The 22750-nt window shown below is 75.0% G+C and carries 25 protein-coding genes; 12 read left to right on the forward strand and 13 right to left on the reverse strand.

Going from position 1 to position 22750, the window contains the following annotated elements; genetic code table 11:
* Window positions 1-18: 18 nt before the first annotated feature.
* The gene (locus AB3388_RS09010; RefSeq protein WP_495410421.1) at window positions 19-630 is read right to left on the reverse strand and encodes an HD domain-containing protein; all 612 of its coding nucleotides are present in this window, start codon (window positions 628-630) and stop codon (window positions 19-21) included.
* A 229-nt stretch (window positions 631-859) separates the two neighbouring features.
* Entirely contained in the window at window positions 860-2431 is a 1572-nt protein-coding gene (locus AB3388_RS09015; RefSeq protein ID WP_495410422.1) for a CYTH and CHAD domain-containing protein, read from the reverse strand.
* A 148-nt stretch (window positions 2432-2579) separates the two neighbouring features.
* On the opposite strand from AB3388_RS09015, the gene AB3388_RS09020 reads away from it, so the two are divergent.
* Window positions 2580-3545, forward strand: a complete 966-nt coding sequence (locus AB3388_RS09020; protein ID WP_495410423.1) for a hypothetical protein — start codon at window positions 2580-2582, stop codon at window positions 3543-3545.
* Window positions 3546-3614: 69 nt separating this feature from the next.
* On the opposite strand, the gene AB3388_RS09025 is transcribed toward AB3388_RS09020, so the two are convergent.
* Window positions 3615-4322, reverse strand: a complete 708-nt coding sequence (locus tag AB3388_RS09025; RefSeq protein WP_495410424.1) for a hypothetical protein — start codon at window positions 4320-4322, stop codon at window positions 3615-3617.
* Window positions 4319-5236, reverse strand: a complete 918-nt coding sequence (locus AB3388_RS09030) for a patatin-like phospholipase family protein (RefSeq protein WP_495410425.1) — start codon at window positions 5234-5236, stop codon at window positions 4319-4321. Before AB3388_RS09030 ends, AB3388_RS09025 begins: the two co-directional genes overlap by 4 nt.
* Before the next feature lie 117 nt (window positions 5237-5353).
* Between AB3388_RS09030 and AB3388_RS09035 the strand changes: the two genes are divergently transcribed.
* Window positions 5354-6616 (forward strand): amidohydrolase, encoded by a 1263-nt coding sequence (locus AB3388_RS09035; protein ID WP_495410426.1) that lies wholly within the window; start codon window positions 5354-5356, stop codon window positions 6614-6616.
* Here AB3388_RS09035 and AB3388_RS09040 read toward each other — a convergent pair.
* From AB3388_RS09040 to AB3388_RS09060, 5 genes are all read right to left on the reverse strand, one after another.
* Entirely contained in the window at window positions 6613-7272 is a 660-nt protein-coding gene (locus AB3388_RS09040; protein WP_495410427.1) for a trimeric intracellular cation channel family protein, read from the reverse strand. The two genes, AB3388_RS09035 and AB3388_RS09040, sit on opposite strands and share 4 nt — an antisense overlap.
* A 244-nt stretch (window positions 7273-7516) precedes the next feature.
* The gene (locus AB3388_RS09045; RefSeq protein WP_495410428.1) at window positions 7517-8740 is read right to left on the reverse strand and encodes a PucR family transcriptional regulator; all 1224 of its coding nucleotides are present in this window, start codon (window positions 8738-8740) and stop codon (window positions 7517-7519) included.
* A 104-nt stretch (window positions 8741-8844) separates the two neighbouring features.
* The gene (locus AB3388_RS09050) at window positions 8845-9288 is read right to left on the reverse strand and encodes an STAS domain-containing protein (RefSeq protein ID WP_495410429.1); all 444 of its coding nucleotides are present in this window, start codon (window positions 9286-9288) and stop codon (window positions 8845-8847) included.
* Window positions 9289-9326: 38 nt separating this feature from the next.
* Complete coding sequence (locus AB3388_RS09055) at window positions 9327-10604, reverse strand: NAD(P)/FAD-dependent oxidoreductase (protein WP_495410430.1); 1278 nt, start codon at window positions 10602-10604, stop codon at window positions 9327-9329.
* Between the two features lie 11 nt (window positions 10605-10615).
* Entirely contained in the window at window positions 10616-10933 is a 318-nt protein-coding gene (locus AB3388_RS09060; RefSeq protein WP_495410431.1) for a TraR/DksA family transcriptional regulator, read from the reverse strand.
* A 260-nt stretch (window positions 10934-11193) separates the two neighbouring features.
* On the opposite strand from AB3388_RS09060, the gene AB3388_RS09065 reads away from it, so the two are divergent.
* From AB3388_RS09065 to AB3388_RS09095, 7 genes are all read left to right on the forward strand, one after another.
* Window positions 11194-11541 (forward strand): hypothetical protein, encoded by a 348-nt coding sequence (locus tag AB3388_RS09065; RefSeq protein WP_495410432.1) that lies wholly within the window; start codon window positions 11194-11196, stop codon window positions 11539-11541.
* A 188-nt stretch (window positions 11542-11729) separates the two neighbouring features.
* On the forward strand, window positions 11730-12227 hold the full coding sequence (locus tag AB3388_RS09070) for a universal stress protein (RefSeq protein ID WP_495410433.1): 498 nt from the start codon (window positions 11730-11732) through the stop codon (window positions 12225-12227).
* The gene (locus AB3388_RS09075; protein WP_495410434.1) at window positions 12224-14899 is read left to right on the forward strand and encodes a winged helix-turn-helix domain-containing protein; all 2676 of its coding nucleotides are present in this window, start codon (window positions 12224-12226) and stop codon (window positions 14897-14899) included. Before AB3388_RS09070 ends, AB3388_RS09075 begins: the two co-directional genes overlap by 4 nt.
* Window positions 14900-14977: 78 nt before the next feature.
* Window positions 14978-15238, forward strand: a complete 261-nt coding sequence (locus AB3388_RS09080; protein WP_495410435.1) for a DUF8691 family protein — start codon at window positions 14978-14980, stop codon at window positions 15236-15238.
* A 17-nt stretch (window positions 15239-15255) separates the two neighbouring features.
* A complete protein-coding gene (locus AB3388_RS09085; protein WP_495410436.1) occupies window positions 15256-15990 on the forward strand; it encodes a DUF4386 domain-containing protein in 735 nt (244 codons plus the stop codon).
* Window positions 15987-17009, forward strand: coding sequence for an NAD(P)-dependent alcohol dehydrogenase (locus AB3388_RS09090; protein ID WP_495410437.1), 1023 nt, complete (start codon window positions 15987-15989; stop codon window positions 17007-17009). The genes AB3388_RS09085 and AB3388_RS09090 overlap by 4 nt, the downstream gene beginning before the upstream one ends.
* Window positions 17010-17068: 59 nt before the next feature.
* Window positions 17069-17602 carry a TIGR03086 family metal-binding protein gene (locus AB3388_RS09095; protein ID WP_495410438.1) on the forward strand — a complete coding sequence of 178 codons (534 nt, stop codon included), beginning with the start codon at window positions 17069-17071 and terminating at the stop codon, window positions 17600-17602.
* A gap of 62 nt (window positions 17603-17664) precedes the next feature.
* On the opposite strand, the gene AB3388_RS09100 is transcribed toward AB3388_RS09095, so the two are convergent.
* Together AB3388_RS09100 and AB3388_RS09105 are read right to left on the reverse strand one after the other, a co-directional pair.
* The gene (locus tag AB3388_RS09100; RefSeq protein WP_495410439.1) at window positions 17665-18147 is read right to left on the reverse strand and encodes an SRPBCC family protein; all 483 of its coding nucleotides are present in this window, start codon (window positions 18145-18147) and stop codon (window positions 17665-17667) included.
* On the reverse strand, window positions 18144-18530 hold the full coding sequence (locus AB3388_RS09105; protein WP_495410440.1) for an ArsR/SmtB family transcription factor: 387 nt from the start codon (window positions 18528-18530) through the stop codon (window positions 18144-18146). The genes AB3388_RS09100 and AB3388_RS09105 overlap by 4 nt, the downstream gene beginning before the upstream one ends.
* 98 nt (window positions 18531-18628) lie before the next feature.
* Here AB3388_RS09105 and AB3388_RS09110 point away from each other — a divergent pair, with 98 nt between their 5' ends.
* The 3 genes from AB3388_RS09110 (at window position 18629) to AB3388_RS09120 (ending at window position 21354) form a co-directional block, all read left to right on the forward strand.
* Window positions 18629-19222 (forward strand): TOPRIM nucleotidyl transferase/hydrolase domain-containing protein, encoded by a 594-nt coding sequence (locus AB3388_RS09110; RefSeq protein WP_495410441.1) that lies wholly within the window; start codon window positions 18629-18631, stop codon window positions 19220-19222.
* Between the two features lie 63 nt (window positions 19223-19285).
* The gene (locus tag AB3388_RS09115) at window positions 19286-20029 is read left to right on the forward strand and encodes an SDR family NAD(P)-dependent oxidoreductase (protein ID WP_495410442.1); all 744 of its coding nucleotides are present in this window, start codon (window positions 19286-19288) and stop codon (window positions 20027-20029) included.
* Window positions 20030-20076: 47 nt separating this feature from the next.
* A complete protein-coding gene (locus AB3388_RS09120) occupies window positions 20077-21354 on the forward strand; it encodes an acyl-CoA dehydrogenase family protein (protein WP_495410443.1) in 1278 nt (425 codons plus the stop codon).
* Here the strand turns inward: AB3388_RS09120 and AB3388_RS09125 are convergent.
* Window positions 21330-21815 (reverse strand): PaaI family thioesterase, encoded by a 486-nt coding sequence (locus tag AB3388_RS09125; protein ID WP_495410444.1) that lies wholly within the window; start codon window positions 21813-21815, stop codon window positions 21330-21332. The two genes, AB3388_RS09120 and AB3388_RS09125, sit on opposite strands and share 25 nt — an antisense overlap.
* Window positions 21815-22666, reverse strand: coding sequence for a 3-hydroxybutyryl-CoA dehydrogenase (locus tag AB3388_RS09130; RefSeq protein ID WP_495410445.1), 852 nt, complete (start codon window positions 22664-22666; stop codon window positions 21815-21817). The genes AB3388_RS09125 and AB3388_RS09130 overlap by 1 nt, the downstream gene beginning before the upstream one ends.
* Between the last annotated feature and the right edge of the window lie 84 nt (window positions 22667-22750).

Here is a 22750-nt window from a genome sequence, read left to right on the forward strand (position 1 = left end):
CCACGGGCCGGCCGGATCTCAGCCGCCCCGGCGCAGCCGCTCCTCGGTACGGCGGACGGCGGCGCGGATCACGGGGGCACGCTCCGCGTGGGCCCGGGCCGACGGGCTGTCGGGGCCGTGCCGCCGCAGCATGTCCGCCAGCCGGTCCTCGACGTCGATCGGCTCGCCGTCGGGCCCGGTCGTCTGGTCGGCGTACGTGAGCGCGTCGGGCAGCGGCCCGAGGGCGTACCGCGTCGCGTCGAACGCGGCCATCTGCGCGTCCAGGCCGCGCACGGCGGCCACGAAGCGGGCCCCGGAGTGATGAGCGACCAGGCCGGCAAGGGCCTGTCCCCAGGACGTCTCCTGCAGGTGCCAGGCCCCGTCGAGCGGGTGGAAGGTCGAGCGCCGCAGCGGCTCGGCGTAGCCGATGTCATGGAGCCAGGCGGCGGCCACCAGCAGCGACCGGTCGGAGTCCGCAACTGCTCCCGCCGCGCTCGCCGCCCGGTCGGCGACGCCCTGGGTGTGCCGCCATCGGCTGTCCATCTCGTGCAGCAGCTGCTCGGCCAGGCGGTGGGCGTTGTCGACGAGGGGATCGCCCCCCACGGCGCTCATCGCGTCACCGGGGAGTCCCCGCTGCTGGGGAGTGCGCACCCCACGACGGTACTGAGCCCGGCGGTGCGTGCTACCTCCCCGAGGCACACCGTTCAGGGGACGTCAGCCCGCCGGAACAGCCGGATCATCGACGGGGCGGTCCACAGGTCGGCCGGCTCCCGTGCGGGGTGGGGGTCGGGGCACAGGGCCAGGACGGCGACCGCCCCGCCTGGAAGGCGCCCAGGGCGGCGCCGCCCCCGAGGACGACGTGGGTGCGCCCTGCCATCGACTACCGCAGCCAGCGGTGGAGGGACTTGCGGCCGGCGGCCTGCCACGCGGTCGCGAAGTGCTCCTGCGACTGCGCGCTGCGGGCCTCCTCCTGCGCGTGCAGCCGACCGTAGAGGAAGGCCACCTCGGCCGAGGGGGAGCGCAGGGCCAGCTCGTGCAGCCGTTCCCGGGTCAGCACGGAGTCCTGGTGCTCACCGAGCGCCTCCTGCACGGCCTCCATCGCCGCCGCGAAGGCGGTGGCGTCCTTGCCGAAGACCGGCGCCACCGTCTCCGCGGCGTAGCGGGACTGCTTGCCGGCCTTGCGGGCGTCGTGCCACAGCTCCTCCTGCTCGGGACCGGCGGGCAGCGCCCGCGCCTGGTCCACGTACCGGCGGACGCGGTCGTAGGTGCGCGCGACCAGCGGGGGGAGGGCCGTGCCCGCGCGTGCCTTGGCGCGCTTGCGCAGCGGGGGCGCCTCGACCAGCTGCTGGAGCGTCGTGAGGATCCCGTGGTAGCGCTCGCCGTCCAGCTCGGCGAGCACCCGGTCGTGCGCGGTGCGGTACGCGGCGTCGAGCTCGGCGCGGGCGGCGTCGGCCCCGGCGTGCCCGGCGCCCTCGACGGCGCGGCGCACGCGGTCGCGCATGACCTCGGCGTCCCGGGCGGCGCCGAGCTCGCCGGCCAGCCACTTGAGCTCGTCGCCCAGCGGGCCGACGACGTCGGGGTCGAACAGCGGCTTGAACGTGCGCAGCGCGCTGCGCAGCCGACGGGTGGCCACCCGCATCTTGTGCACGGCGTCGGGCGCGTCCAGTCGCACGGGCAGATCCTGGGCCCGCACCTGCGCCACCTGCTCGCGGAGGTGCGCGAGCACCACCTCGCCGGCGGTGGACCTGGCGGTCAGCCCGCGTCCGGCACCGCCCTTCCGGCGCGCGGTCCGGGCCGCGCCCAGGACGTGGGCAAGCTTCGACGACGCGGCCTCGCGCAGCCCGTGCTGCCGCAGCCGCGCGTCCACCGCGTCCACCAGATCGGCGTCGGCGAGCTCGACCTCGATCTCCCGCCAGGTCGTCGGCGCGCCCACCGCCTCGCCCGTGCCGGTGAGCGCGGACAACCGCGCCGCGGTGACCCGGTCGTCGGCGACCTCGACCAGCACCTGCCCGGTCGGATCGCTCAGCCGCCGCAGGGTGCGTTCGGTCGTGATGCGGGCGACGGGCTGCAGCGGCCGGCCCAGGGTCTGCGCCCACACCATCGACTGCAGCTCGTCGGGGACGGCGCGCGGGGTGCGGCCGGGCGGCACCCGGCCCGGGGGCAGCCGGATCTCCGACCGGGTCGCGGTGCCTGCCGGCACCTTGAGGTGCCAGCCGGAGTCGTCCCCGCCGGTGCGCCGGCGCAGCGTCAGCCCGGCCGCTGCCAGCCGCAGGTCGGCGGTGTCGAAGTAGAAGGCGTCGAGCCGCTGCTGGGCCACCACGCCGTCCGACAGCGGGACGCCGTGCGGCAGCGAGCCGCCGGCGGCGTCGTCCACCAGCTCGACCAGGGAGGGCAGCTCGAGGTCGTCGTCGGCGGCGTACTTCAACTCGACTTCGCGGTGAACGGCAGGCACCGAACAGGTCTACACCCGGCCGGTGACCAGCCGAACCCCCTGGCCGACGATGCGGAACGAGTTCGCTGACCGCACTCCGATCGACCGACGCACTCCCGGGGTAGCTCCGCGGAACGGAGAACCGAAGCCATCGACCCGGGGAGCTCCCGTGCGCCGACCACTCGCCCCTGCCACCGTCGCGCTGTCGTTGGGGGTGTCGCTGCTGCTCGGCGTGCCCGCGGCCGCCGCCGGCGACCGGCACGGCAACCGGCCCGACGTCTACCTGCTGCACGGCGACGAGGGCGTGTCGAAGTTCGAGGGCATCGGCGTGGACCCGGCCGAGCGGACCTTCTACGTCAGCGAGACCACCGGCGGCGAGATCCACCGCGGCGACGTCCGCACCGGGGAGACCGCGGTGTGGCTGGACGAGGGCGCGGACGGGCGCACCACCGCCCGCGGCATCACGACCGACCACCGCGGGCGGGTCTACATCGCCGGCGGACCCAACGGGATCGGCACCGACCGGCCCGACCTGTGGGTCTACTCGCCGGACGGCGACCTGCTCGCGGCCCTGGACGTCGGCGTGGAGAACGCCTTCCTCAACGACGTGGCCATCGGCCCGGACGGCGCGGCCTACTTCACGAACTCGAACGCCCCGCAGATCTTCCGCGTCGCCCACCGGCACGGCGAGTGGCAGGTGAGCGTCTGGGCGGACGCCACCGGCACGATCGCCACGCAGTCCGGGTTCAACCTCGGCGGGATCGTGGTCTCGCCCGACGAGCGTTCCCTCGTCGTCGCCCAGGGGACCACCGGCATCCTCTGGCGCTTCGACCTGCGCACGCGGCAGGCCGCCCGGATCGACACGGGCGACGTCGACCTGACCGACGCCGACGGCCTGGTGCTGCGGGGCTCGACGCTGATCGTGATCCGCAACTTCTCCCGCGTGATCACCACGCTGCGCCTCGACCGCGACGCCGAGGCCGCCCGGCTCCTCCGCGAGACCCCCACCGACCCGGACCGCGTCTTCACCACCGGCAAGGAGGCCCGCGGGCGCCTGCTGCTGGTCGACAGCCGCTTCGACGAGCAGGCCCCCACCGCCCCGTTCGAGGTGGTCGCCCAGCGGCTGCCCCGGTGAGCCGGGCGGGTCGCGGCACGGCCGGTGCCGGGTGCTCGCACCCGGCACCGGCCGGCGCCCCGGCCGCGCTCAGTCGTCGAAGCGGTCGGGGAACTGGCTCATGATCCCCGAGCTGAGCAGGTCGGCCATCTCGAGGATGTGCTGGTGGATCTCCTCGTAGCCGGCGACGCTGGCCGCGTAGTCGCCCGTGAGCTCCGCCGACGCCTCGGCCAGTGTCTGGTCGAGGTGGGTCTTCATGGCGTCGCGCAGCACGTCGGCGGCCCAGAAGCGGGGGTTGGCGGCGGCGAGGAAGTCCGCGATCTGGTCGGCATTGGCGTACCAGCGGGTGTTGGCGTCGTCGAACGCCGCGGTGTCGCCCGCCTTCGCGGCCTGCAGCAGCTCCACGGCGATGGTGATGTGGTCGTGCAGCAGCGCGGTCAGCTGGTCGCCGGCGGCCGGGCCGTAGAACGGCTTGACGGCGTCGCCGATGTCCACCTGGTTCTGCAGCAGCCGGGCGGCCGTGGCGTCGAACCCGCCCGACCCGTCGGCGAAGGTGACGATGGCCAGCCGCGTCCAGGTGATGTGGTCCTCCCAGAGCTTGCGCATCTGGTCGTGGAAGGCGACCTGGGCCGCCGTCGGCAGTCCGGCGGCGTGGTCGTGGCCGTGACCGTGACCGGGGCCCGGTGAGGCGTCCGCCTGCCGGCCGGCGGTGAGCGCGACCAGCAGTGCGCACAGCAGCGCCGCGATGAGCAGGGTGATCGCGACGGGGCGGCGGCGGAACACCGGGAGGGTGGTCATGACACGTCCTTTCGGTCGAGGCCGGAACCGGGTGCCAGGCGTGGGCGGTGTGCGTCCTCGGGCGGGTGGCCGTGCAGGCCCAGGATCCGTTCCGGCCTCGGCAGCGAGGCCGCGCCGCTGTCCAGCCAGGCAGCGGCGGAGGCGTGGGACCGCCGGGCCAGCACGGCCGCGTGGCGGAAGTCGACCGCCGAGATCCGCAGCGGGCACAGCGGCGGCAGGACGACGAGGTCGACCCGGTCGGCGAACAGCGCGACGTCGGCGATGAGCCGTTGCTGCACCAGCAGCGTCAGAGCCTGGACGGCGACGGCGAGGGGCCGGGTGGGCGGCGCCGCGAGGGCGCAGGCGTAGCCGGTCGGCAGCACGTAGATCCGGTCGGCGCCGAGGGCGACCGCCTGGGAGATGGCCGCGTTGTCGGCCAGCCCGCCGTCCACCAGAGTGCGCCCGTCCCGCAGGACAGGAGGCAGCACCGCGGGGACGGCGCTGCTGGCCAGGACGGCGCTGAGCACGTCACCGTCGGAGAGCAGCACCTCCTCGCCGGACAGCAGGTCGGTGGCCACGAGGTGCACCGGGATCGGGGCGGCCTCGAGGCTCGCCAGCGCCACGTGCCGCCGCACCAGGCGTTCGAGGCCGTCGTGCGCGCACAGCGAGTCGCGGGCCCCGGCCAGCGCGAGCAGCATCTGCGGCGCCCGCACCGGGAAGACGTCGTCGCGCCGCAGCGCCGCCCAGGTCGCGGCGAGCCGGTCGAGCGCGGCCGGCCCGGTGCCGTGCGCCGCGACGAAGACGGCGTTGAGCGCCCCGGCGGAGGTGCCCACGAGCAGGTCCGGGGTGATCCGCCGCTCGGCCAGCGCCCGCAGCATGCCGACCTGGACCGCACCGAGGCTGCCGCCGCCGGACAGGACGAACGCCGTCGTCATCGCCGGTGACCTGCTCGCCGTCCCACATCTGGTTGGTGTCGCCGCGGGCGGATCTCTTACCCCGGCGGTCAGAGGTCACGGGCAGACTCGCCATGTCGTCGTGCGTGGGGGAGTGCCGTGGTCGCCGAAGCAGCCGGGTCCGCCGTCCTCGCCGGCCTGCGCGACACGCGGCCGTGGCAGGAGGAGCTGTACCGCGACGTCCACCGGCACCCCGAGCTCTCGCACCGGGAGACGCGGACCGCGGGCCTGGTGGCCGACCGGCTCCGGGGCGCCGGGTTCGAGGTGCACGAGCGGGTGGGCGGGACCGGCGTGGTCGGCGTCCTGCGCAACGGGGACGGCGTGACCGTGCTGCTGCGGGCGGACATGGACGCGCTGCCGGTGCGCGAGCAGACCGGGCTGACCTACGCCAGCGAGGTCACCGCCACCGACGCCGACGGCACAGAGGTGCCGGTGATGCACGCCTGCGCCCACGACATGCACGTGGCGTGCCTGGCCGGGGCCGCGCAGCTGCTCGCCGACGGCAGGGAGCACTGGCACGGAACATTGATCGCGCTCTTCCAGCCGGCCGAGGAGGTCGGCGACGGCGCGCGCGGGATGGTCGAGTCCGGGCTCGCCGACCTGATCCCGGCCCCGCAGGTGGCCCTGGGACAGCACGTCCTGCCGTTGCCCGCCGGGCGGGTGGGCACGATCGCCGGCCCGGCGCTGACCACCGCCGACAGCATGCGCATCACCGTGCACGGGCGCGGGGCGCACGGCTCGATGCCCCACGCCGCGGTCGACCCGGTGGTCCTGGCCGCGATGATCGTCCTGCGGCTCCAGACGGTCGTCTCCCGCGAGGTCGCACCGGGGGAGACGGCGGTGCTGACGGTCGGCAGTCTGCAGGCAGGGACGAAGAGCAACGTCATCCCCGACTCCGCCACGCTGCAGCTCAACATGCGCACGTTCAGCGACCGGACCCGCACGGCGATCCTGGACGCCGTCCGCCGGATCGTGACGGCGGAGTGCCAGGCCTCCGGCAGCCCGCGCGACCCGGAGTTCGAGCTGTTCGACCACTTCCCGCTCACCGACAACGACCCGGCGACCACCGAGCGGGTCGCCGCGGCGTTCGCGGACTTCTTCGGCGAGCGGGCGGCACCGGCCGGCCGGCAGTCGGCCAGCGAGGACTTCAGCGACATCCCGGACGCGCTGGGTGTGCCCTACACCTACTGGTTCGTCGGCGGCACCGACACCGAGGTCTACGACGCGGCCGAGCGGGCCGGCCGGATCGCCCAGGACATCCCGGTCAACCACTCCGCCCGCTTCGCCCCGGTCCTCCAGCCGACGCTGGACACCGGCACCCAGGCGCTCGTCGTCGGCGCCCTGGCCTGGCTGGCTCCCTAGCGATCTGCCGGGGGGTCGTCGCGGGGCCCCGGCCTCGGCCGCTCCGGTGGCATCGGCGCGTTGAGGTCGAAGCGGACGCCGATCATCCGGATGCCGAAGCACAGTGCGGCCGCGGCCAGCGCCGTGGCCAGGCCGTAGCCGTCGAGCTCCTTGGCGACGACCGTGGCCGTGGCGGCGACCAGGGCCGGGATGGCGTAGAGGCCGCTGCGCAGGACCGACGGGATCTGCCGGATCAGGACGTCGCGCAGAGTTCCACCGCCCACGCCGGTGACCGCGCCCAGGATGACGGCCTGGGCCGGGCCCAGCCCCGCGGCGAGCGCCTTGCTGGCGCCGGTGACGGCGAACAGGCCCAGGCCCGCGGCGTCCAGCACGGTGATCGGGGTGTTCAGCCGCTCCAGGTGGCGGCCGAAGAGGAAGGCGATGAGACCGCCGCCGGCCGCGACGGCCAGGTAGCGCCAGTCGCTGAAGGTGGCCGGCGGGAGCCTGTCGAGCAGGACGTCGCGGATGATCCCGCCGCCGAGCGCGGTGATCATGCCGAGGGTGATGACGCCGACGATGTCCAGCCGGGTCACCCGCAGCGCGGTCAGCGCGCCGTTGAGGGCGAACGCGAACGTGCCGGCGAGGTCCAGCGCGAGGAGCAGCGCCTGCGAACCCATCCCGCGGTTCTACCAGGGCCCAGGAGCCGGGCAGCTCACCAGTTGGCCGGCGGATCGCTCGCGGGGAAAGAGTCCAGCCCCCACTGGTCGACCAGGTCCACCGTCTGCGGTGGCGCGGCGTCCCCGGGGCTCGGGCGTGCTCGCCGGACGCGGGATGCGGTCGCGCCAGTTGTCTGCGCCCGGTCTCGTACCGGGCGGCGGGTCAGGGTCGTCGTCACAGCGGCCTCCATAGGATCGTCACCGTTCATGAGTCGGCCGGCAGCGGCGTCGCCGGCCATTCGAGCAGCCGCGCGCCGACCACGGCCGCGTGCAGCGCGAACCGCTGGTCGGGCTCGGCGACGCTGTACCCGGTCAGCTGTGCGACCCGGGCCAGGCGGTAGGTGACCGTGCGGACCGAGACGTGCAGCCGCCGGGCGGCCTCGGTCGCGACCTCGCCGGCGTCGAAGTACGCCCGCAGCGTCTCCAGCAGCACCCCGGCGCCGCCGCGCACCTGTTCCAGCGGCGTGAGCACGTCGCGGACCAGGTCGACCATGGCCGCCTGGTCCCGGCCCAGCACCCGGTGGACGAGCAGGTCACGGACGTCGACGACGTCGTTCTCGAGACCCAGCCGGCCGGCGACGGTGATGGCCTCGAGGGCCTCCTCGTAGCTGCGCGCCACGCCGAAGGCGCCGGGAAAGGCGCGCCCGGCCGCGACCCGCCACCGGCCGGGCACCCGGAGCCGCCGGAGCTCCTGGTGCAGCACGGTGCCCACGTCGCCGCCCGGCGTCCGGGGAAGGGCCGGCGCGGGCCCGCCGGGGACCACGACGACCACCCGGCCGTCCTTGGTGGCGACCAGCACCTCGCGGTCGCCGAACCGGTCGACGACGGCCCGTTCGAGGGTGGTGGCCGCGCGGTCGAGCGCGGCCTCGCCGTCCTGGGGCGCGACCAGCGCGACGTGGTGGGGCTTGCCCAGGTCGATGCCGAACGGTTCGGCGCGCTGGACCATGCGGGAGACGTCGGCGTCGCCGCGCAGCAGGTCGTCGACGAACTCCGCGCGCAGCGCCTCCTCCCGGCGGATCATGTCGCGGCGCTCGGACTGGTGGCCGTCGACGAGCACGCCGATGGCGTCGTCGAGCACCCGCAGGACCGCCTCGGCCGCCCGGCGGACCTTCTCCGGATCGGACGAGCGCACCACCACCGGCAGCTGCCGCCACAGCCGCCAGGCCGCGGACAGGTAGAGGTCCACCGCGCGCCGGGCGCCCACGCCCTGCGCGGCCGCGCGCCGGCCGAGCTCGCGGACGGCCTCGAGCTCGACGTCGTCGGGGCGGCGGCCGTTGATCGCGGCCTCGGCCAGCAGCGGCAGGTACTCACCGAGCAGCTCCGCCGGCGCCTGGACGGCGGCCGCCGCCGAGCTCCCGACCGCGGTGAGCCAGTCCTCCGGCGCTGTCGCGCGCCGGCCGGGCGGCCGGCGCTCGGCGCTGCGGGGCATGTCCGCTCCTTCCCGTCCGGTCGCGACCGGCCGCGGCCGGTGGACGTCGGATTGCCGGGGACCGGCAACGGCAGCCTGCCCCATCAGGCCGGGGGAGGCACCACTCATCGGCACAGCCGCCGCGGGCGGGTCCGTGGCCGTCCGGTCGCTCGCGGGCCGCGCCGCTGCGGGGGGTCTCCCTCCCTCGGGTCGACGGCCACCCGGTCGGCCAGACCGCTGAGGTACAGCGTGCGGAGCGCCGCGCGCCGGCCGCCGGTGCGGATCACCAGCCGGGCGCCGCGCAGCCGGCATCGGCGGTCCGCCTGCTCCAGCACCGTGACCCCGGCCGCGCCCAGGAACGTCACCTGGCCCAGGTGGACGACCAGTTCGCGGACGCCGGGCTGCCGCGCCTGGGACTGCAGGCAGACGTCCAGCGCGGGGGCGGTGTAGGCGTCGACCTCGCCGACGACCTCGACGACGACCCGGCCGGGCCGCGGGTCGGGGAGGGTGGTCACCGACAGCAGCCGGCCGGGGTCGGCCGCGGGCCGGGAGACGGTGGGGTGCAGCACGGGGAGTCGTTCCTTCCGGGAGAGGGATGCCGGGCCGGTCAGCGCAGCGGGTCGAACGGGGCCAGCTCGGCCGGGGTCTCGCCCTTGAGCACGGCCTGCGCGATCAGCTGGCCGGTGATCGGGCCGAGCGCGATGCCCCACATGCCGTGGCCGCCGGCGACGAACACCCGCGGCGAGGCGGTGGGCCCGAGCAGCGGCAGCCCGTCGGGGGTGCAGGGGCGGGAGCCGACCCACTCGTTGCGCCGGTCGTCGAGGTCCACGCCCCGCAGGAAGGGGCGGACGGCGTCGACGATCGCGGTGATCCGGCGGCGGTCGAGCGGATCGCCGGGACGGCGGAACTCCATCATCCCGGCCACCCGCAGCCGCTCACCGAGCGGCGTGCACGCCACCCGCTGGGTCGGGAAGTACAGCGGGCCGCGCGGCATCCGCTCCACCGGCACGCTGAAGCTGTAGCCGCGCCCGGCCTGCACCGGATACCGCACCCCGAACGGGGCGGCCAGTCGTCCCAGGTCCGCGCCGGTGGCGAGGACGACGGCGTCGTGCTGCAGTCGCTCGCCGGCCTCGGTGACGACGGTGACGCCGCCGGCGCGGTGCTGCAGATGGGCCACCTCGGCGCCCTGGACCACCTGGCCGCCGCGGGCCTGCACCGCGAAGGCCAGGCCGGTGAGGAACTCCGGCGGGTGCAGGTAGCGCTGGCCGCGGATCTGCACGGCCGCGCCGACGCGGTCGGTCAGCGCCGGCTCCACCGAGCGCACCCGCCAGCCGGTCACCGGGGAGAAGCCGGCGTGCTGCCCGGCGGCGCGGATCTGCTCGAGCTCGGCGCACAGCCGCGCGGCCTCGCGCTCGCTGCGGAAGCAGGCCAGGAACGCCTCGGCCCGGTGGGTGGGCGCCATGACCCCGCCGGCGGCGAGGACGTCGAACGCCTCCAGGGCGCGCTCGTTCAGCGGCACGTAGGCGGCCAGGCCGCGCCGCCACGCCCCCGCCGTGCTGTGCGCGACGAACCCGGACAGGAACCGCAGCAGGGTGGTGTCGGCGCGCAGCGGCAGGGACACCGGGGAGCGCGGGCTGAGCACCGCACGCAGGCCGGAGCGCAGCACCGCCGGCCCGGGCAGCGGGGCGGTCAGGGCCGGGGTCAGCCAGCCGGCGCTGCCCCAGGAGGCGCCGGCCGCCACGTGGTCCCGTTCGTAGACGGTGACCTGGACACCGGCCTCCTGGAGGAACCAGGCGCAGGACAGGCCGACCATGCCGGCGCCGACCACCGCCACGTGCGTCGGTGAGCCGGCCACGAACGCCGGCCCCTGGGAAATGTGGGTCACGTCCGCTCCTGTCAGCGCACCGAGGCCTGGCAGGCCACGCAGCCGGCCGCGAACGGCCGGAACTCCAGGCGCTCGAGGGGGATGTCGACGCGGCAGTGCGCGCACACGCCGTAGCTGCCGTCGGCGATCCGGCCGAGCGCCGCGTCGATCTCGTCGATGGTGTGCAGCAGGCTCGCGGCGCGGCTCAGCGCGACCGGATCCGGCACCGAGGTGGCCGCCTCGGCCAGCGCGAGCTCGCGCTGCCGGACGCAGTCGGCGCGCTGCTCCTCGAGCAGGACCCGGAAGGAGTCCCACCGCGTCGCGGTCGTCGTCGGGGTGGTGATGGACATGCGTGCTTCCCTCCAGAAAGCAGAAAGCGCGCCCACCGGCCGGTGGAAGCGCTCGTCACCCGACCTTCCGCCGTCGCAGCAGCCGGAAGTAGGGCGGCCGTCGGTCAACTGGCGCCCCCGCTCCTTGCCGACGACCGGCAAGGCCGATTCGGCCGTCGTCCCGTTGCCGGTGGCCGGCAACGACGACTCCCTCGACGTGACCGGTGGCGGCCCTGGCCGGATGCCGTCGGCCGCCGCACGGTGGGGCCAGGAGGTGGACCGTGCTCAGCGATCGAGAACAGCGGGCCTGGCACGAGGTCGAGCGGTCGTTCGCCGCCGAGGCCGTGGGGCCCGACCGGGGCGCCGACGGGCCGCGCGCCCTCGCGGTCGGCGGCGTCTGCGTCGCGATCATGTTCGTCCTGGTCGGGGCGCCTGCCGCCGGGCTCGGGATCGGCGGCGTCACGGCGCTGGGCTGGCTGCTGTGGCGCTACTGGGGGGAGGTGGGCAAGGCGTGCACGACGACCTGCCTGCCGCTGATCGGCGGGCTCGCGGAGGCCGGGGGAGAGGAGCACGAGGGGCGGGACGACGCGTCGCCCGGCCGTCCACGGCGCCGGCCGGAGGCAGACTGAGCCGGCGGAGGAACGGCGGTGGACGACGCCATGACGGTGCGCGAGGTCGTGGTGGGTGTCGACGGCTCGGCCGGTGCCGAGCGGGACGCGCGCGCCCGGATGCGAGCGGAGGCCGCCGGGGTCGCGGGGTGCGACGCCGTCCCCATGCACGCCGAGGTGCGGTACGGCCAGCCGGCCCGGTGGTCGTGGTGCGCGACGACGACTCCTCGCACGGCGCCGTGCTGTGGCGGGGAGCCGCCAGCCGGGTGGTGGTCGGGGTCGACGGTTCCGCCGGTTCCGTCGACGCCCTGCGGTTCGCCACCGACGAGGTACGCCTGCGCGGCGGGGAACTGCACGTCGTCCACGCCTGGATCGACAACCTGTCCGGCTACGCCGGTCCGCCCTGGGCCTGGCCCACCACGACCCTGCGCGAGCAGGCCGACGCGGCTCTGCGGGAGAGCGTGCGTGCCGCCTGGCCGGACGGGGATGCCGGGATCCCGGTCCGCGCGGAGATCGTCCAGGGCGCCGAGTGGGACGTCCTGAGCGAGGCGGCCGAGGCCGCCGACCTGCTCGTGGTCGGGGCGCGCGGCCGGACCGGCTGGGCCGCCCTGCTCCTCGGGTCCGTGAGCCTGCGCTCACTCACCCACGCGCCGCGCCCTGTCGTGGTGGTCCGGCCGTCCCGGGCTGACATCCTCGCGGGGTCATGACCGGACCACTGCTCACGACCAAGCTCCACGTCCCCCGGCGGCGCCGCGGCCTGGTGGCGCGGCCGCGGCTCCGCGAGCGCCTCGGCCGTGCCGACGAGGCGGCCCTGACGCTCGTCTCGGCGCCGGCCGGCTTCGGCAAGACGACGGTGCTGACCGAGTGGCTGACCGCGGCGGAGGGGCGGCCGGTGGCGTGGCTCTCGCTCGACCAGCGGGACAACGATCCCGCGCTGTTCTGGTCCTACCTGATCGCCGCCCTGCGGACGGCGGCGCCCGACGTCGGGGCGGGCGCCCTCGCCCTCCTGTCCTCGCCGCAGTCGTCGACGGAGGCGGTCCTGGGGGCGCTGGTCAACGACCTCGCCGCCCTCCCGGACGACGTCGTCCTGGTGCTCGACGACTACCACGTCATCGAGTCCCCCCAGATCCACGACGGGACCGCGTTCCTGGTCGAGCACCTCCCGGCGCAGGTCCACCTCGTGCTCGCCGGCCGCGCCGACCCGCCGCTGCCCTTGGCCCGATGGCGCGGCCGCGGCGAGCTGGTCGAGCTGCGGGCCGCCGAGCTGCGGTTCACGCCCGAGGAGGCCGCGGAGTACCTGACGGAGGTCATGGGGCTGCCCCTGACCGCCGGCGACGTCGCCGCCCTCGACGGGCGCACCGAGGGGTGGATCGCGGCGCTGCAGCTCGCCGCGCTGTCGATGCAGGGCCGCGACGACGTCGGCGGCTTCATCGCGGGCTTCACCGGGGACGACCGCTACATCGTCGACTACCTCGTCGAGGAGGTCCTGGCGCGCCAGCCGGAGCGGATCCGCGGCTTCCTGCTGCAGACGTCGGTCCTCGGCCGGCTGAGCGGCCCGCTGTGCGACGAGGTCACCGGCCGGGACGACGGCCGGGCGATGCTGGCGGCCCTGGAGCGGGACAACCTGTTCCTGGTGCCGCTCGACGACCAGCGCCGGTGGTACCGCTACCACCACCTCTTCGCCGACGTGCTGCAGGCGCACCTGCTCGACGAGCAGCCCGGGACCGTCGCCGAGCTGCACCGGCGGGCCGCCGCCTGGCACGAGCGCCACGGCGACCGGGCCGAGGCCATCGGTCACGCGCTCGCCGGCGGGGACGTCGCGCGGGCCGCCGACCTCGTCGAGCTGGCGCTGCCCTCCCTGCAGCAAGGCCGGCAGGAGGCCACCATGCGCCGCTGGCTGGAGGCGCTGCCGGACGACGTGCTCCGGGCCCGGCCGGTGCTCAGCGTCGGGTACGCCGGCGCGCTGATGATCCACGGCGAGATCGAGGGGGTCGAGGCGCGGCTGCGCGACGCCGAGCGCCGGCTGACCGGCACCCCCGAGACGGGGCCGATGGTCGTCGTGGACGCGGCGGCGTTCCGCCGGATCCCCACCGCGATCTCGATGTACCGCGCCGGTCAGGCCCTGCTGACCGGCGACGCGGCCGGCACGATCACCCATGCCGGGCAGGCGCTCGACCGCGCCGGCGCGGAGGACCACCTCGGCCGGGGAGCCGCCGCCGGCCTCCTCGGCCTCGCGCACTGGGGGAGCGGCGACCTGGACGCCGGCTACCGCTGGTACGCCGACGCCACGGTGCACCTGGAGCGGGCCGGCCACCTGTCGGACGTGACCGGCTGCTCGATCGCCCTGGCCGACATCCGCCTCGCGCAGGGCCGGCTCGGCGACGCGCTGAGCGTCTACGAGCGGGCGCTGCGCCTGGTGACCCCCGGGACCGGGCCGGTGCTGCGCGGTGCCGCGGACATGCACGTCGGCATCGCCGGGGTGCTGACCGAGCGCGGGGACCTCGACGCCGCCCGGCGGCACCTCGCCGTCGCCGCGGAGCTGGGCGAGCACCTGGGCCTGCCGCAGAACCCGTACCGCCGGCGGGTCGCGACGGCCCGCCTCCACGAGGCAGAGGGCGACCTCGACGGCGCGCTCGCCCTGCTCGACGACGCCGAGCGCCGCTACGTCGGGGACTTCTTCCCCGAGGTGCGGCCGATCCCGGCGCTGCGGGCGCGGGTGCTCGCCCGGCGGGGCCGGTGGGCCGAGGCGCTGGCCTGGGCGGGGGAGCGGGGGTTGTCGGTCGACGACGACCCGCACTACCTGCGCGAGTTCGAGCACCTCGTCCTCGCCCGCGCGCTGGTGGCCCGGGCCGCCGCGGACGGCGACGGGCGCTCGATCGCCGGGGCGCTGCGGCTGCTCGAACGCCTGCTGCAGGCGGCGGAGGAGGGCGGCCGGACCGGCAGCGCCCTCGAGGTGCTGGTGGTGCGGGCGCTGGCCGAGCAGACCCGCGGCGACAGGGGAGCTGCACTGGCCGCGCTGCGGCGGGCGCTGGCGCTGGCCGAGCCGCAGGGCTACGCCCGGACCTTCCTCGACGAAGGGCCGCCCATGGTCGCCTTGTTGACGGCGGCGGGCGTCGCCGCCGGCCGGCTCCTCACGGCCCCGGACGGGAACCGCGCGCCGTCACCGGGCCTGGTCGACCCGCTGAGCGCGCGGGAGCTGGAGGTGCTGCGGCTGCTCGGCACCGATCTCGACGGCCCGGACATCGCCCGGCAGCTGTTCGTCTCGGTGAACACCGTCCGCACCCACACCAAGAACATCTACGCCAAGCTGGGCGTGACCAACCGCCGCGCGGCCGTCCGCCGGGGCGAGGAGCTCGACCTGCTGGCGTCCGACCGGTAGGGACCGGCCGCCAGTCACCACCCGGAATCACCACACATGGTGATCCGCGCTCACCACCCTCCTTCCTACGTTTCCTCCATGACGGAGACCACGAGCGGCGGAGCTGCCGACTCGGTCCGCTACGAGATCCGCCTCGGGGGCCGCCTCGGCCCCCGGTGGGCGGCCTGGTTCGACCCGATGACCGTTAGCCCCGCCGGCGACGGCACCACAGTCCTGTCCGGTCCGGTGACCGACCAGGCGGCCCTGCACGGCGTGCTGACCCGGATCCGCGACCTGGGGCTGTCCCTCGTCTCGGTCACCCGGCTCGACCCGGACCGTCCGAACACATCCGCCCGCTGATCCCAGGAGGAAACGACATGAGCAGCACCGTGCACACCCCCGCAGCGACCCGCCCGTCGCCGGACCTGATGCGCGGTACCTCCCGCGCCGCCGGCATCCTCTACCTGCTGACCTTCGTGTCGGTCCCCACGCTCATCCTGTTCCAGCCGGTGCGCGACGGCGCCCGCTTCGTCCTCGGCGCCGGCAGCGACACCGGCGTGCTGTGGGGCTCGTTCTCCGAGGTCGTCGTCGCCCTGACCGGCATCGGCACCGCCGTGGTGCTCTACCCGGTGACCAGGCGGGTGAGCCAGACCGCGGCGCTGGGCTTCGTCGCCTCCCGCGTGGTGGAGGGCAGCCTGATCATCGTCGGCGTCGTCAGCATGCTGTCCCTGGTCACCCTGCGGGACGGCGTCGACGGAGCGGACCCGTCGTCACTGGTCACCACAGGCTCCACCCTCGTCGCGGCCTACGACTGGACGTTCCTGCTCTCGCAGAGCCTGATGCCGGTCTTCAACGCGCTGTGCCTGGGCACCGTGCTGTACCGCTCCGGCCTCGTGCCGCGCGCCCTGCCCGCCCTGGGGCTCATCGGCGCCGCGCTGCTCCTCGCCGCCGACATCGGGATCTTCTTCGGGGTCTTCGACCGGACGGGCCCGATCGCGCTCGCCGCGCTCCCGATCGCCGTCTGGGAGTTCTCCCTCGGCGTCTACCTGACCGTCAAGGGCTTCCGGCCGTCCGCCGTCGCCGCCCTGCCGTCCGCGCAGGCCCTCCGATGAGGGCCGCGGTCTACCGCCGCTTCGGCGGGCCGGACACCGTCCGGGTCGAGGAGGTCCCTCGGCCGTCGGTGGGGCCGGACGACCTCCTCGTCCGGGTGCACGCCAGCACGGTCAGCGCCGCCGACCACCGCGCCCGCACCCGTGAGGTGCCCCGCGGGCTCGGGGTGGTCGCCGCGCTCGGGATCGGCACCTTCCGGCCGAAGCGCCGGGTGCTGGGCATGGACGCCGCCGGCGTCGTCGAGGCCGTCGGCGCGAACGTCACCGCCTTCGCCCCGGGCGACGAGGTCATCGCCATGCTGGGCGGGGACTTCGGCGGGCACGCCGAGTACGCCCGGGTCCGGAAGGGCGACGCGATCGCGCGCAAGCCGCGGACCATGGGCTTCGAGGACGCCGTGACGCTGGTCTTCGGCGGGCTCACCGCCCGCGGCTTCCTGAAGGCGGCGCCCCTGGCACCGGGGGCGGCGGTCCTGGTCAACGGGGCGTCGGGCGCCGTCGGGACGGCGGCGGTGCAGCTGGCCGCGGAGGCCGGCGCGCACGTGACCGGCGTCAGCAGCGGCGCCAACCGCGAGCTCGTGACGTCGCTGGGCGCCGACCGGGTGATCGACCACACGACCGAGGACTTCACCGCGGACGCGGCCACCTACGACGTGATCGTCGACTGCGTCGGCAACGCGCCGTTCGAGCGGGTCCGGCACCTGCTCCGGCCGGGCGGCGCGCTGCTGCTCGTCATCACCGACCTGCGCGGGCTGCTGCGGGCGCCCCTGCGCAGCCGGCGGAGCGGGCACCTGGTCACCGCCTTCGGCAAGCCGACCTCCGAGGACCTGGCGTTCCTCGCCGAGCTCGCCGACGCCGGCCGGTACCGGGCGGTCCGCGACCGCACGTTCGACCTCGCCGACGTCGCCGAGGCGCACCGCTTCGTCGACACCGGACACAAGCGGGGCAACGTCGTCCTCCGGATCATCGGCGACGGGCCGGCGCAGTCCGCCACCGAGCAGGCGGCGGGGGAGGCGTCGCCGTGACCCGGGCGCCCGTCCGCTCCGGGGTTCTCCGCAGGTCGGGGCGCCGCTAGCGTGGCCCGGTGACCTCCGACGACGAGACGGCGGTGCTGCGGCGGGCGCTGGACCAGCTGGCCGTGCTGCTCGACGACGTCCCCCGCGGGGCGCTGGGCGACGGGACACCGTGCGAGCAGTGGACCGTCCGGGACCTGGTCGACCACATCGTCGCCGCGCCGGAGAGGTTCACCCGCATGGTGCGCGGCGAGCCGATCGACTGGTCGGCGCCGACCCCGTCGGCCGGTGAGGACCCCACCGCCGAGTTCCGTTCGCACGCCGACGAGCTGGTCCGCGCGTGGGACGACCGCGATGCCGGAAACGTTCCCGTCGCCCTCGACTGGCTGTGCGCGGAGTTCGCGGTGCACACCTGGGACCTCGCCGAGGCCACGGGCCGCTCGACGGGCGCGCTCGATGCGGAGGTGGCCGAGCGCGGCCTGGCGTTCATGCAGGCCAACCTCTCGGACGCCAACCGGAGCGCGGCCTTCGGTCCCGAGCAGCCGGCGCCCGACGGCGCGGACGCGTACCAGCGAGCGGCCGCGTTCGCCGGCCGCTCGGTCTGACGGCCGGCGAACACCTCCGCCGCCGGCCGGCCCCCGCGGTGGCCACGACCGGCGGCGGCGCGTCAGTGGCCCGGACCGAACAGGGCGGCGTACCGGTCCAGGTACAGCGGCCAGCCCGCGTCGTCGGCGACGCCGGCGGAGACGGCCTCCCAGCCCGGGCCGTGCCGGTCGAGGTTCCGGTGCTCCAGCTCCACCCGGGTGCGGTCCGGCGACTCCGCGATGAACCGCACCTCGACCTCGCTGGCGTTCTCCGGGTCGGCCACCAGCTGCCAATCCGGCCCGATGTCCCAGCTGAACACCACCCGGTCGTGCGGCTCGTAGACCAGGACCCGCGCCCAGCGGCACTCGCTGCCGTCCTCGGCGACGTCGACGATGTGCCCGCCGACGCGCGGCTCGAACACCGTCCTCGCGATCGGGGAGGCCATGATGTTGTGCTCGCGCGGCTTGAAGTCCCCGAAGCCGGCGGTGAACACCTCGAAGGCCCGCTGCTGCGACGCGGCGACGACGATCTGCTTGCGGACGGCGGTGGTGGCTGCCTGGGTCATGGCCTCTCCTGTCCTTCTTCCTCGGGAACGTCCTGCTGCCCGCCGGCGCCCGGTGCGTCGGCGGGATCGGTGGCGTCGGGGGAAGCGACGGCGTCCTGGTAGCCGGCCAGCGCCCGGTTCCAGTAGGTGTCGAGCTGGTCGCGCAGGGCGGCCACCCCGGCCGGGTTGAGGCGGTAGATGCGGCGGGTCCCCGCCGCGCGGTCGGTGACCAGGCCGGCGGCCTTGAGGACGGCGAGGGCCTGGGAGACCGCCGGGCGGCTGATGGGCAGCGCGTCGGCCAGCTCACCGACCGCGCGCGGCCGCTCGGCGAGGCACGCGACGATCGCCCGCCGGGTCGGGTCGCCGAGCGCACTCCACGCCTCGTCGGCTCCGTAAGTGCCCACGAACGGTAAGCGTGAACGAACGGAGTTCGACGGTCAAGAGGTGGATCGCTGGCCGGAACCGAGGTGACCGCGCCCGGCGGCATTGCCAGACTCCCGCCGTGCGATGCCAGCCGGGTCCGGGAACGCGGGGGCTGCTCGGCGGGGACGTGCACACCGTCGTGCTGGTGGAGGGCGCCAGCGACCGGGCGGCGGTGGAGGCCCTGGCCACGCGGCAGCACCGCGACCTGGCCGCGGAGGGCGTGTCCGTGGTGGCGATGGGCGGGGCGATGGGCGTCGGCCGGTTCCTCCGGGAGCTGGGACCGCGGGGGCTGGCCGTCCCGGTGCGGGGGCTCTGCGACCAGGCCGAGGAGGGTTACGTCCGACGCGGTCTGCAGCAGGCCGGCTTCGGTGGGGACCTGACCCGCACGTCCATGGAGTCGCTCGGCGTCTTCGTCTGCGTCGCGGACCTCGAGGACGAGCTCATCCGCGCGCTCGGCGTCGCGGCCACCCTGACGGTGCTCGCGGCCGAAGGGGACCTGGCGCGGTTCCGCCTCTTCCAGAACCAGCCGGCGCAGCGCGGCCGCAGCATCGAGCGGCAGCTGCACCGCTTCCTGGGGACGACGAGCGGTCGCAAGGCCCGGTACGCCCGGGCCCTGACCCTCGCCCTCGAGCCCGGCCGGATCCCCCGTCCGCTGGACCGGTTGCTGGCGTGAGGGGCAGCCCCTCCTCGGCACGGTGTAGTGATACAGGGCACCGGAGGAGTCGAGGAGCGCGGCATGGAGGAACTGAAGGACAAGGTCGTCGTCGTGACCGGCGGCAGCCGGGGCATGGGCCGGGAGATGGTGCTGGCCTTCGCCGAGCGCGGCGCCCGGGTGGCGATCGCCAGCCGGAAGCTGGCGAGCTGCCAGGCGGTGGCCGAGGAGGTGCGGGAGGCCTACGGCGTCACCGCGCTGCCGGTCGCGTGCAACGTCAGCTCCTGGGAGCAGTGCGACGAGCTGATCGACACCGTCTACGGCGAGTTCGGGCGGGTCGACGTCCTGATCAACAACGCGGGGCTGTCCCCGCACTACCCGAGCCTGGCGGAGGTCTCCCAGGAGCTGTTCGACAAGGTCATCGGGGTCAACCTGCGCGGGCCGTTCCGGCTCACCGCGGTCATCGGCGCCCGCATGGCCGAGGGGGACGGCGGCTCGATCATCAACATCGGCTCGATCGAGGCGATCCGGCCCCGCGGGCTGGCCCTGCCGTACGCCGCCGCCAAGGCGGGCCTGCACGTGCTCACCGAGGGCTTCGCCCAGGCCTACGGCCCCAAGGTCCGGGTGAACACCATCCAGGCCGGCCCCTTCCTCACCGACATCGCCACCCACTGGCCCGAGGGCATGCGGGCGGAGATGGAGCAGACGGTCGCGCTGCAGCGGTGCGGCGAGGCCGACGAGATCGTCGGCGCGGCGCTGTTCTTCGCGACCTCGGCGTCCTCCTACGCCACCGGCGCCCTGCTCCGCCTCGACGGCGGCTGGCGTTGATCACGGCCCCCGCCGAACCCCGTTCCCAGCAGAGAGGCTGACCGCGCATGTGGAGTTTCGAGACCGACCCCGAGTTCCAGGTGGAGCTCGACTGGATCGACACCTTCGTGCGGGAGAAGGTCCAGCCGCTGGACCACCTGCTCGGCAGCCAGTGGAACATCCACGACCCGGAGTTCGTCCGGCTGGTCCGGCCGCTGCAGGCGGAGGTCAGGGCCCGCGGGCTGTGGGCCTGCCACCTCGGGCCCGAACTGGGCGGCAAGGGGTACGGCCAGCTCAAGCTCGCGCTGATGAACGAGAAGTTCGGGATGTCCCGGTTCGGGCCGATCGTGTTCGGCGCCCAGGCGCCCGACACGGGCAACTCCGAGATCCTCGCCCATTTCGGCACGCCCGAGCAGAAGACGAGGTACCTCGAGCCGCTGCTGGCCAACGAGGTCGTCTCCTGCTTCTCGATGACCGAGCCGCAGGGCGGCGCCGACCCGCTCGGGTTCCGGACCTCCGGCGTCCTGGATGGCGACACCTGGGTGATCAACGGGGAGAAGTGGTTCGCCTCGGAGGCCGAGACGGCGGCGTTCTACATCATGATGGTCGTCACCGACCCGGACGCGCCGAGCCCGTACCGCCGGGCGTCGATGTTCATCATCCCGACCGACACCCCCGGCATCGAGATCGTCCGCAACTACGGCTTCTACGGCGAGCCCGAGGACACCCACGCCCACCTGAGGCTGACCGACGTCCGCGTGCCGGCCGACAGCATGCTCGGCGGGCGCGGCGAGGCCTTCGCCGTCGCCCAGACCCGGCTCGGCGGCGGCCGCATGCACCACGCGATGCGCACGCTGGCCCAGGCCACCCGCGCGTTCGAGATGACCTGCGAGCGCGTGCTGTCGCGCACCACCAAGGGCGAACTGCTCGCCGACAAGCAGATGGTCCAGGAGAAGATCGCCGACGGCTGGGTCCAGCTGCGCCAGTTCCGGCTGCTCGTCCTCGAGACCGCTTGGCTGGCCGACCAGGGCCACGACTGGAAGGCGATCCGCAAGAACGTCTCGGCGGTCAAGGCGATCATGCCCAAGGTGCTGCACGACATCGCCGCCACCGCGCTGCACCTGCACGGCTCCCTGGGGCTCAGCCACGAGATGCCGTTCGCGGAGTGGGTGATCAACTCCTTCCACGTCGGCCTCGCCGACGGCCCCACCGAGGTGCACAAGATGGTCGTGGCCCGCGAGGTGCTCAAGGAGTTCGAACCCGAGCCGGCCCAGTTCCCGTCCTACATCCGGCACGAGCAGCAGCGCCGCGCGCGCGAGCTCTACGGGGAGCCGGCGGCCCCCTGACCCGGGCGGGGGCGCCACCGCTTCCAGTGCGCCACCGCGCCGGCCCGCGGCTTGCCGTCCCAGACGATCTCGACAGCGGCGGTCATCTCGGCCTCACTGGCCTCGGTGACCGTCGCCACGAGCTGCAGCGGTTCGGCGAGCGGGGTCGGCCGCAGGAAGCGGACGTCGAGCCCGGCGGTGACGTAGGGCAGCGCGGCGTCCGCGGTCGACGCCCAGCCGCGCCGGTGCGCCTCGAGGACGACGGCGGCGGCGCTGTGGCAGTCGAGCAGCGTGGAGATGATCCCGCCGTTGAGGTAGCCGAGGCCGTTGTCGTGCTCCGGCCACGGCGTGAAGATCGCGGTCACGCCGTCCGCCGCCGGGTAGCTGCGCAGCCGGAGCCCGGCGGCGTTCTTCTGACCGCAGCCGAAGCAGGTGAGCTCGGGGTAGAGCTGTTCCTGGATGCTCAGCGCGTCGTCGCGCATCAGCGGGCGTAGGGGAAGAAGCCGCGCCCGGTCTTGCGGCCCAGCAGGCCGGCGTCGACCATCCGCAGCAGCAGCGGGGGCGGCGCGTAGAGCGGCTCCTTGAACTCCTCGTACATCGACTGCGCCACCGCGGCGGTGGTGTCCAGGCCGATCAGGTCGGCCAGCGCGAGCGGGCCCTGCGGGTGCGCGCAGCCCTGGACCATGCCTCCGTCGATGTCCTGCGCGCTGGCGAACCCGGACTCCAGCATCCGGATGGCGGAGAGCAGGTAGGGGATCAGCAGCGCGTTGACGATGAAGCCGGCCCGGTCCTGGGAGCGGATCGTCGTCTTGCCCAGCCGCTTCTCGGCGAAGTCGGTGACCGCGAGCAGCGTCTCGTCGGAGGTCAGCAGGCTGGCCACGATCTCCACCAGCGGCAGGACCGGGGCGGGGTTGAAGAAGTGCACGCCCACGACCCGGTCGGCCCGGCCGGTGACGCTGGCCATCTTCACCAGCGGGATCGAGGAGGTGTTCGAGGCCAGGATCGCGTCCGGGCCGAGGATTGCGTCGAGCTTGCGGAAGAGGTCGAGCTTGAGCGACTCGATCTCGGGCACGGCCTCGATGACCATGTCGGCCGTCGCCGCGGCCTCGAGCTCGGTGGCCACCTCGATGCGGGCGAGCGCCGACTCGGCCTCGACGGCGGTGAGCCGGTCCGCGCGGACGGCGCGCTGCAGCGAGGTCTCGATCCGCCCCCGGCAGCGGTCCACGCCGTCCGGATCGGCCTCCACGACGACGACCGCCGAGCCGGCTCGGGCGCACACCTCCGCGATGCCCGCGCCCATGGTGCCCCCGCCGATGACCGCGATCCGGTCCATGCCGTTCCTCCCCACGCCGTCCAGCCGAATAGTTGGACGTCCTAGCAGTTCTCCCGTAACTTACATGGACGTCCTACTAGTTCT

The organism is Geodermatophilus sp. SMS 5-13 (assembly GCF_059428245.1).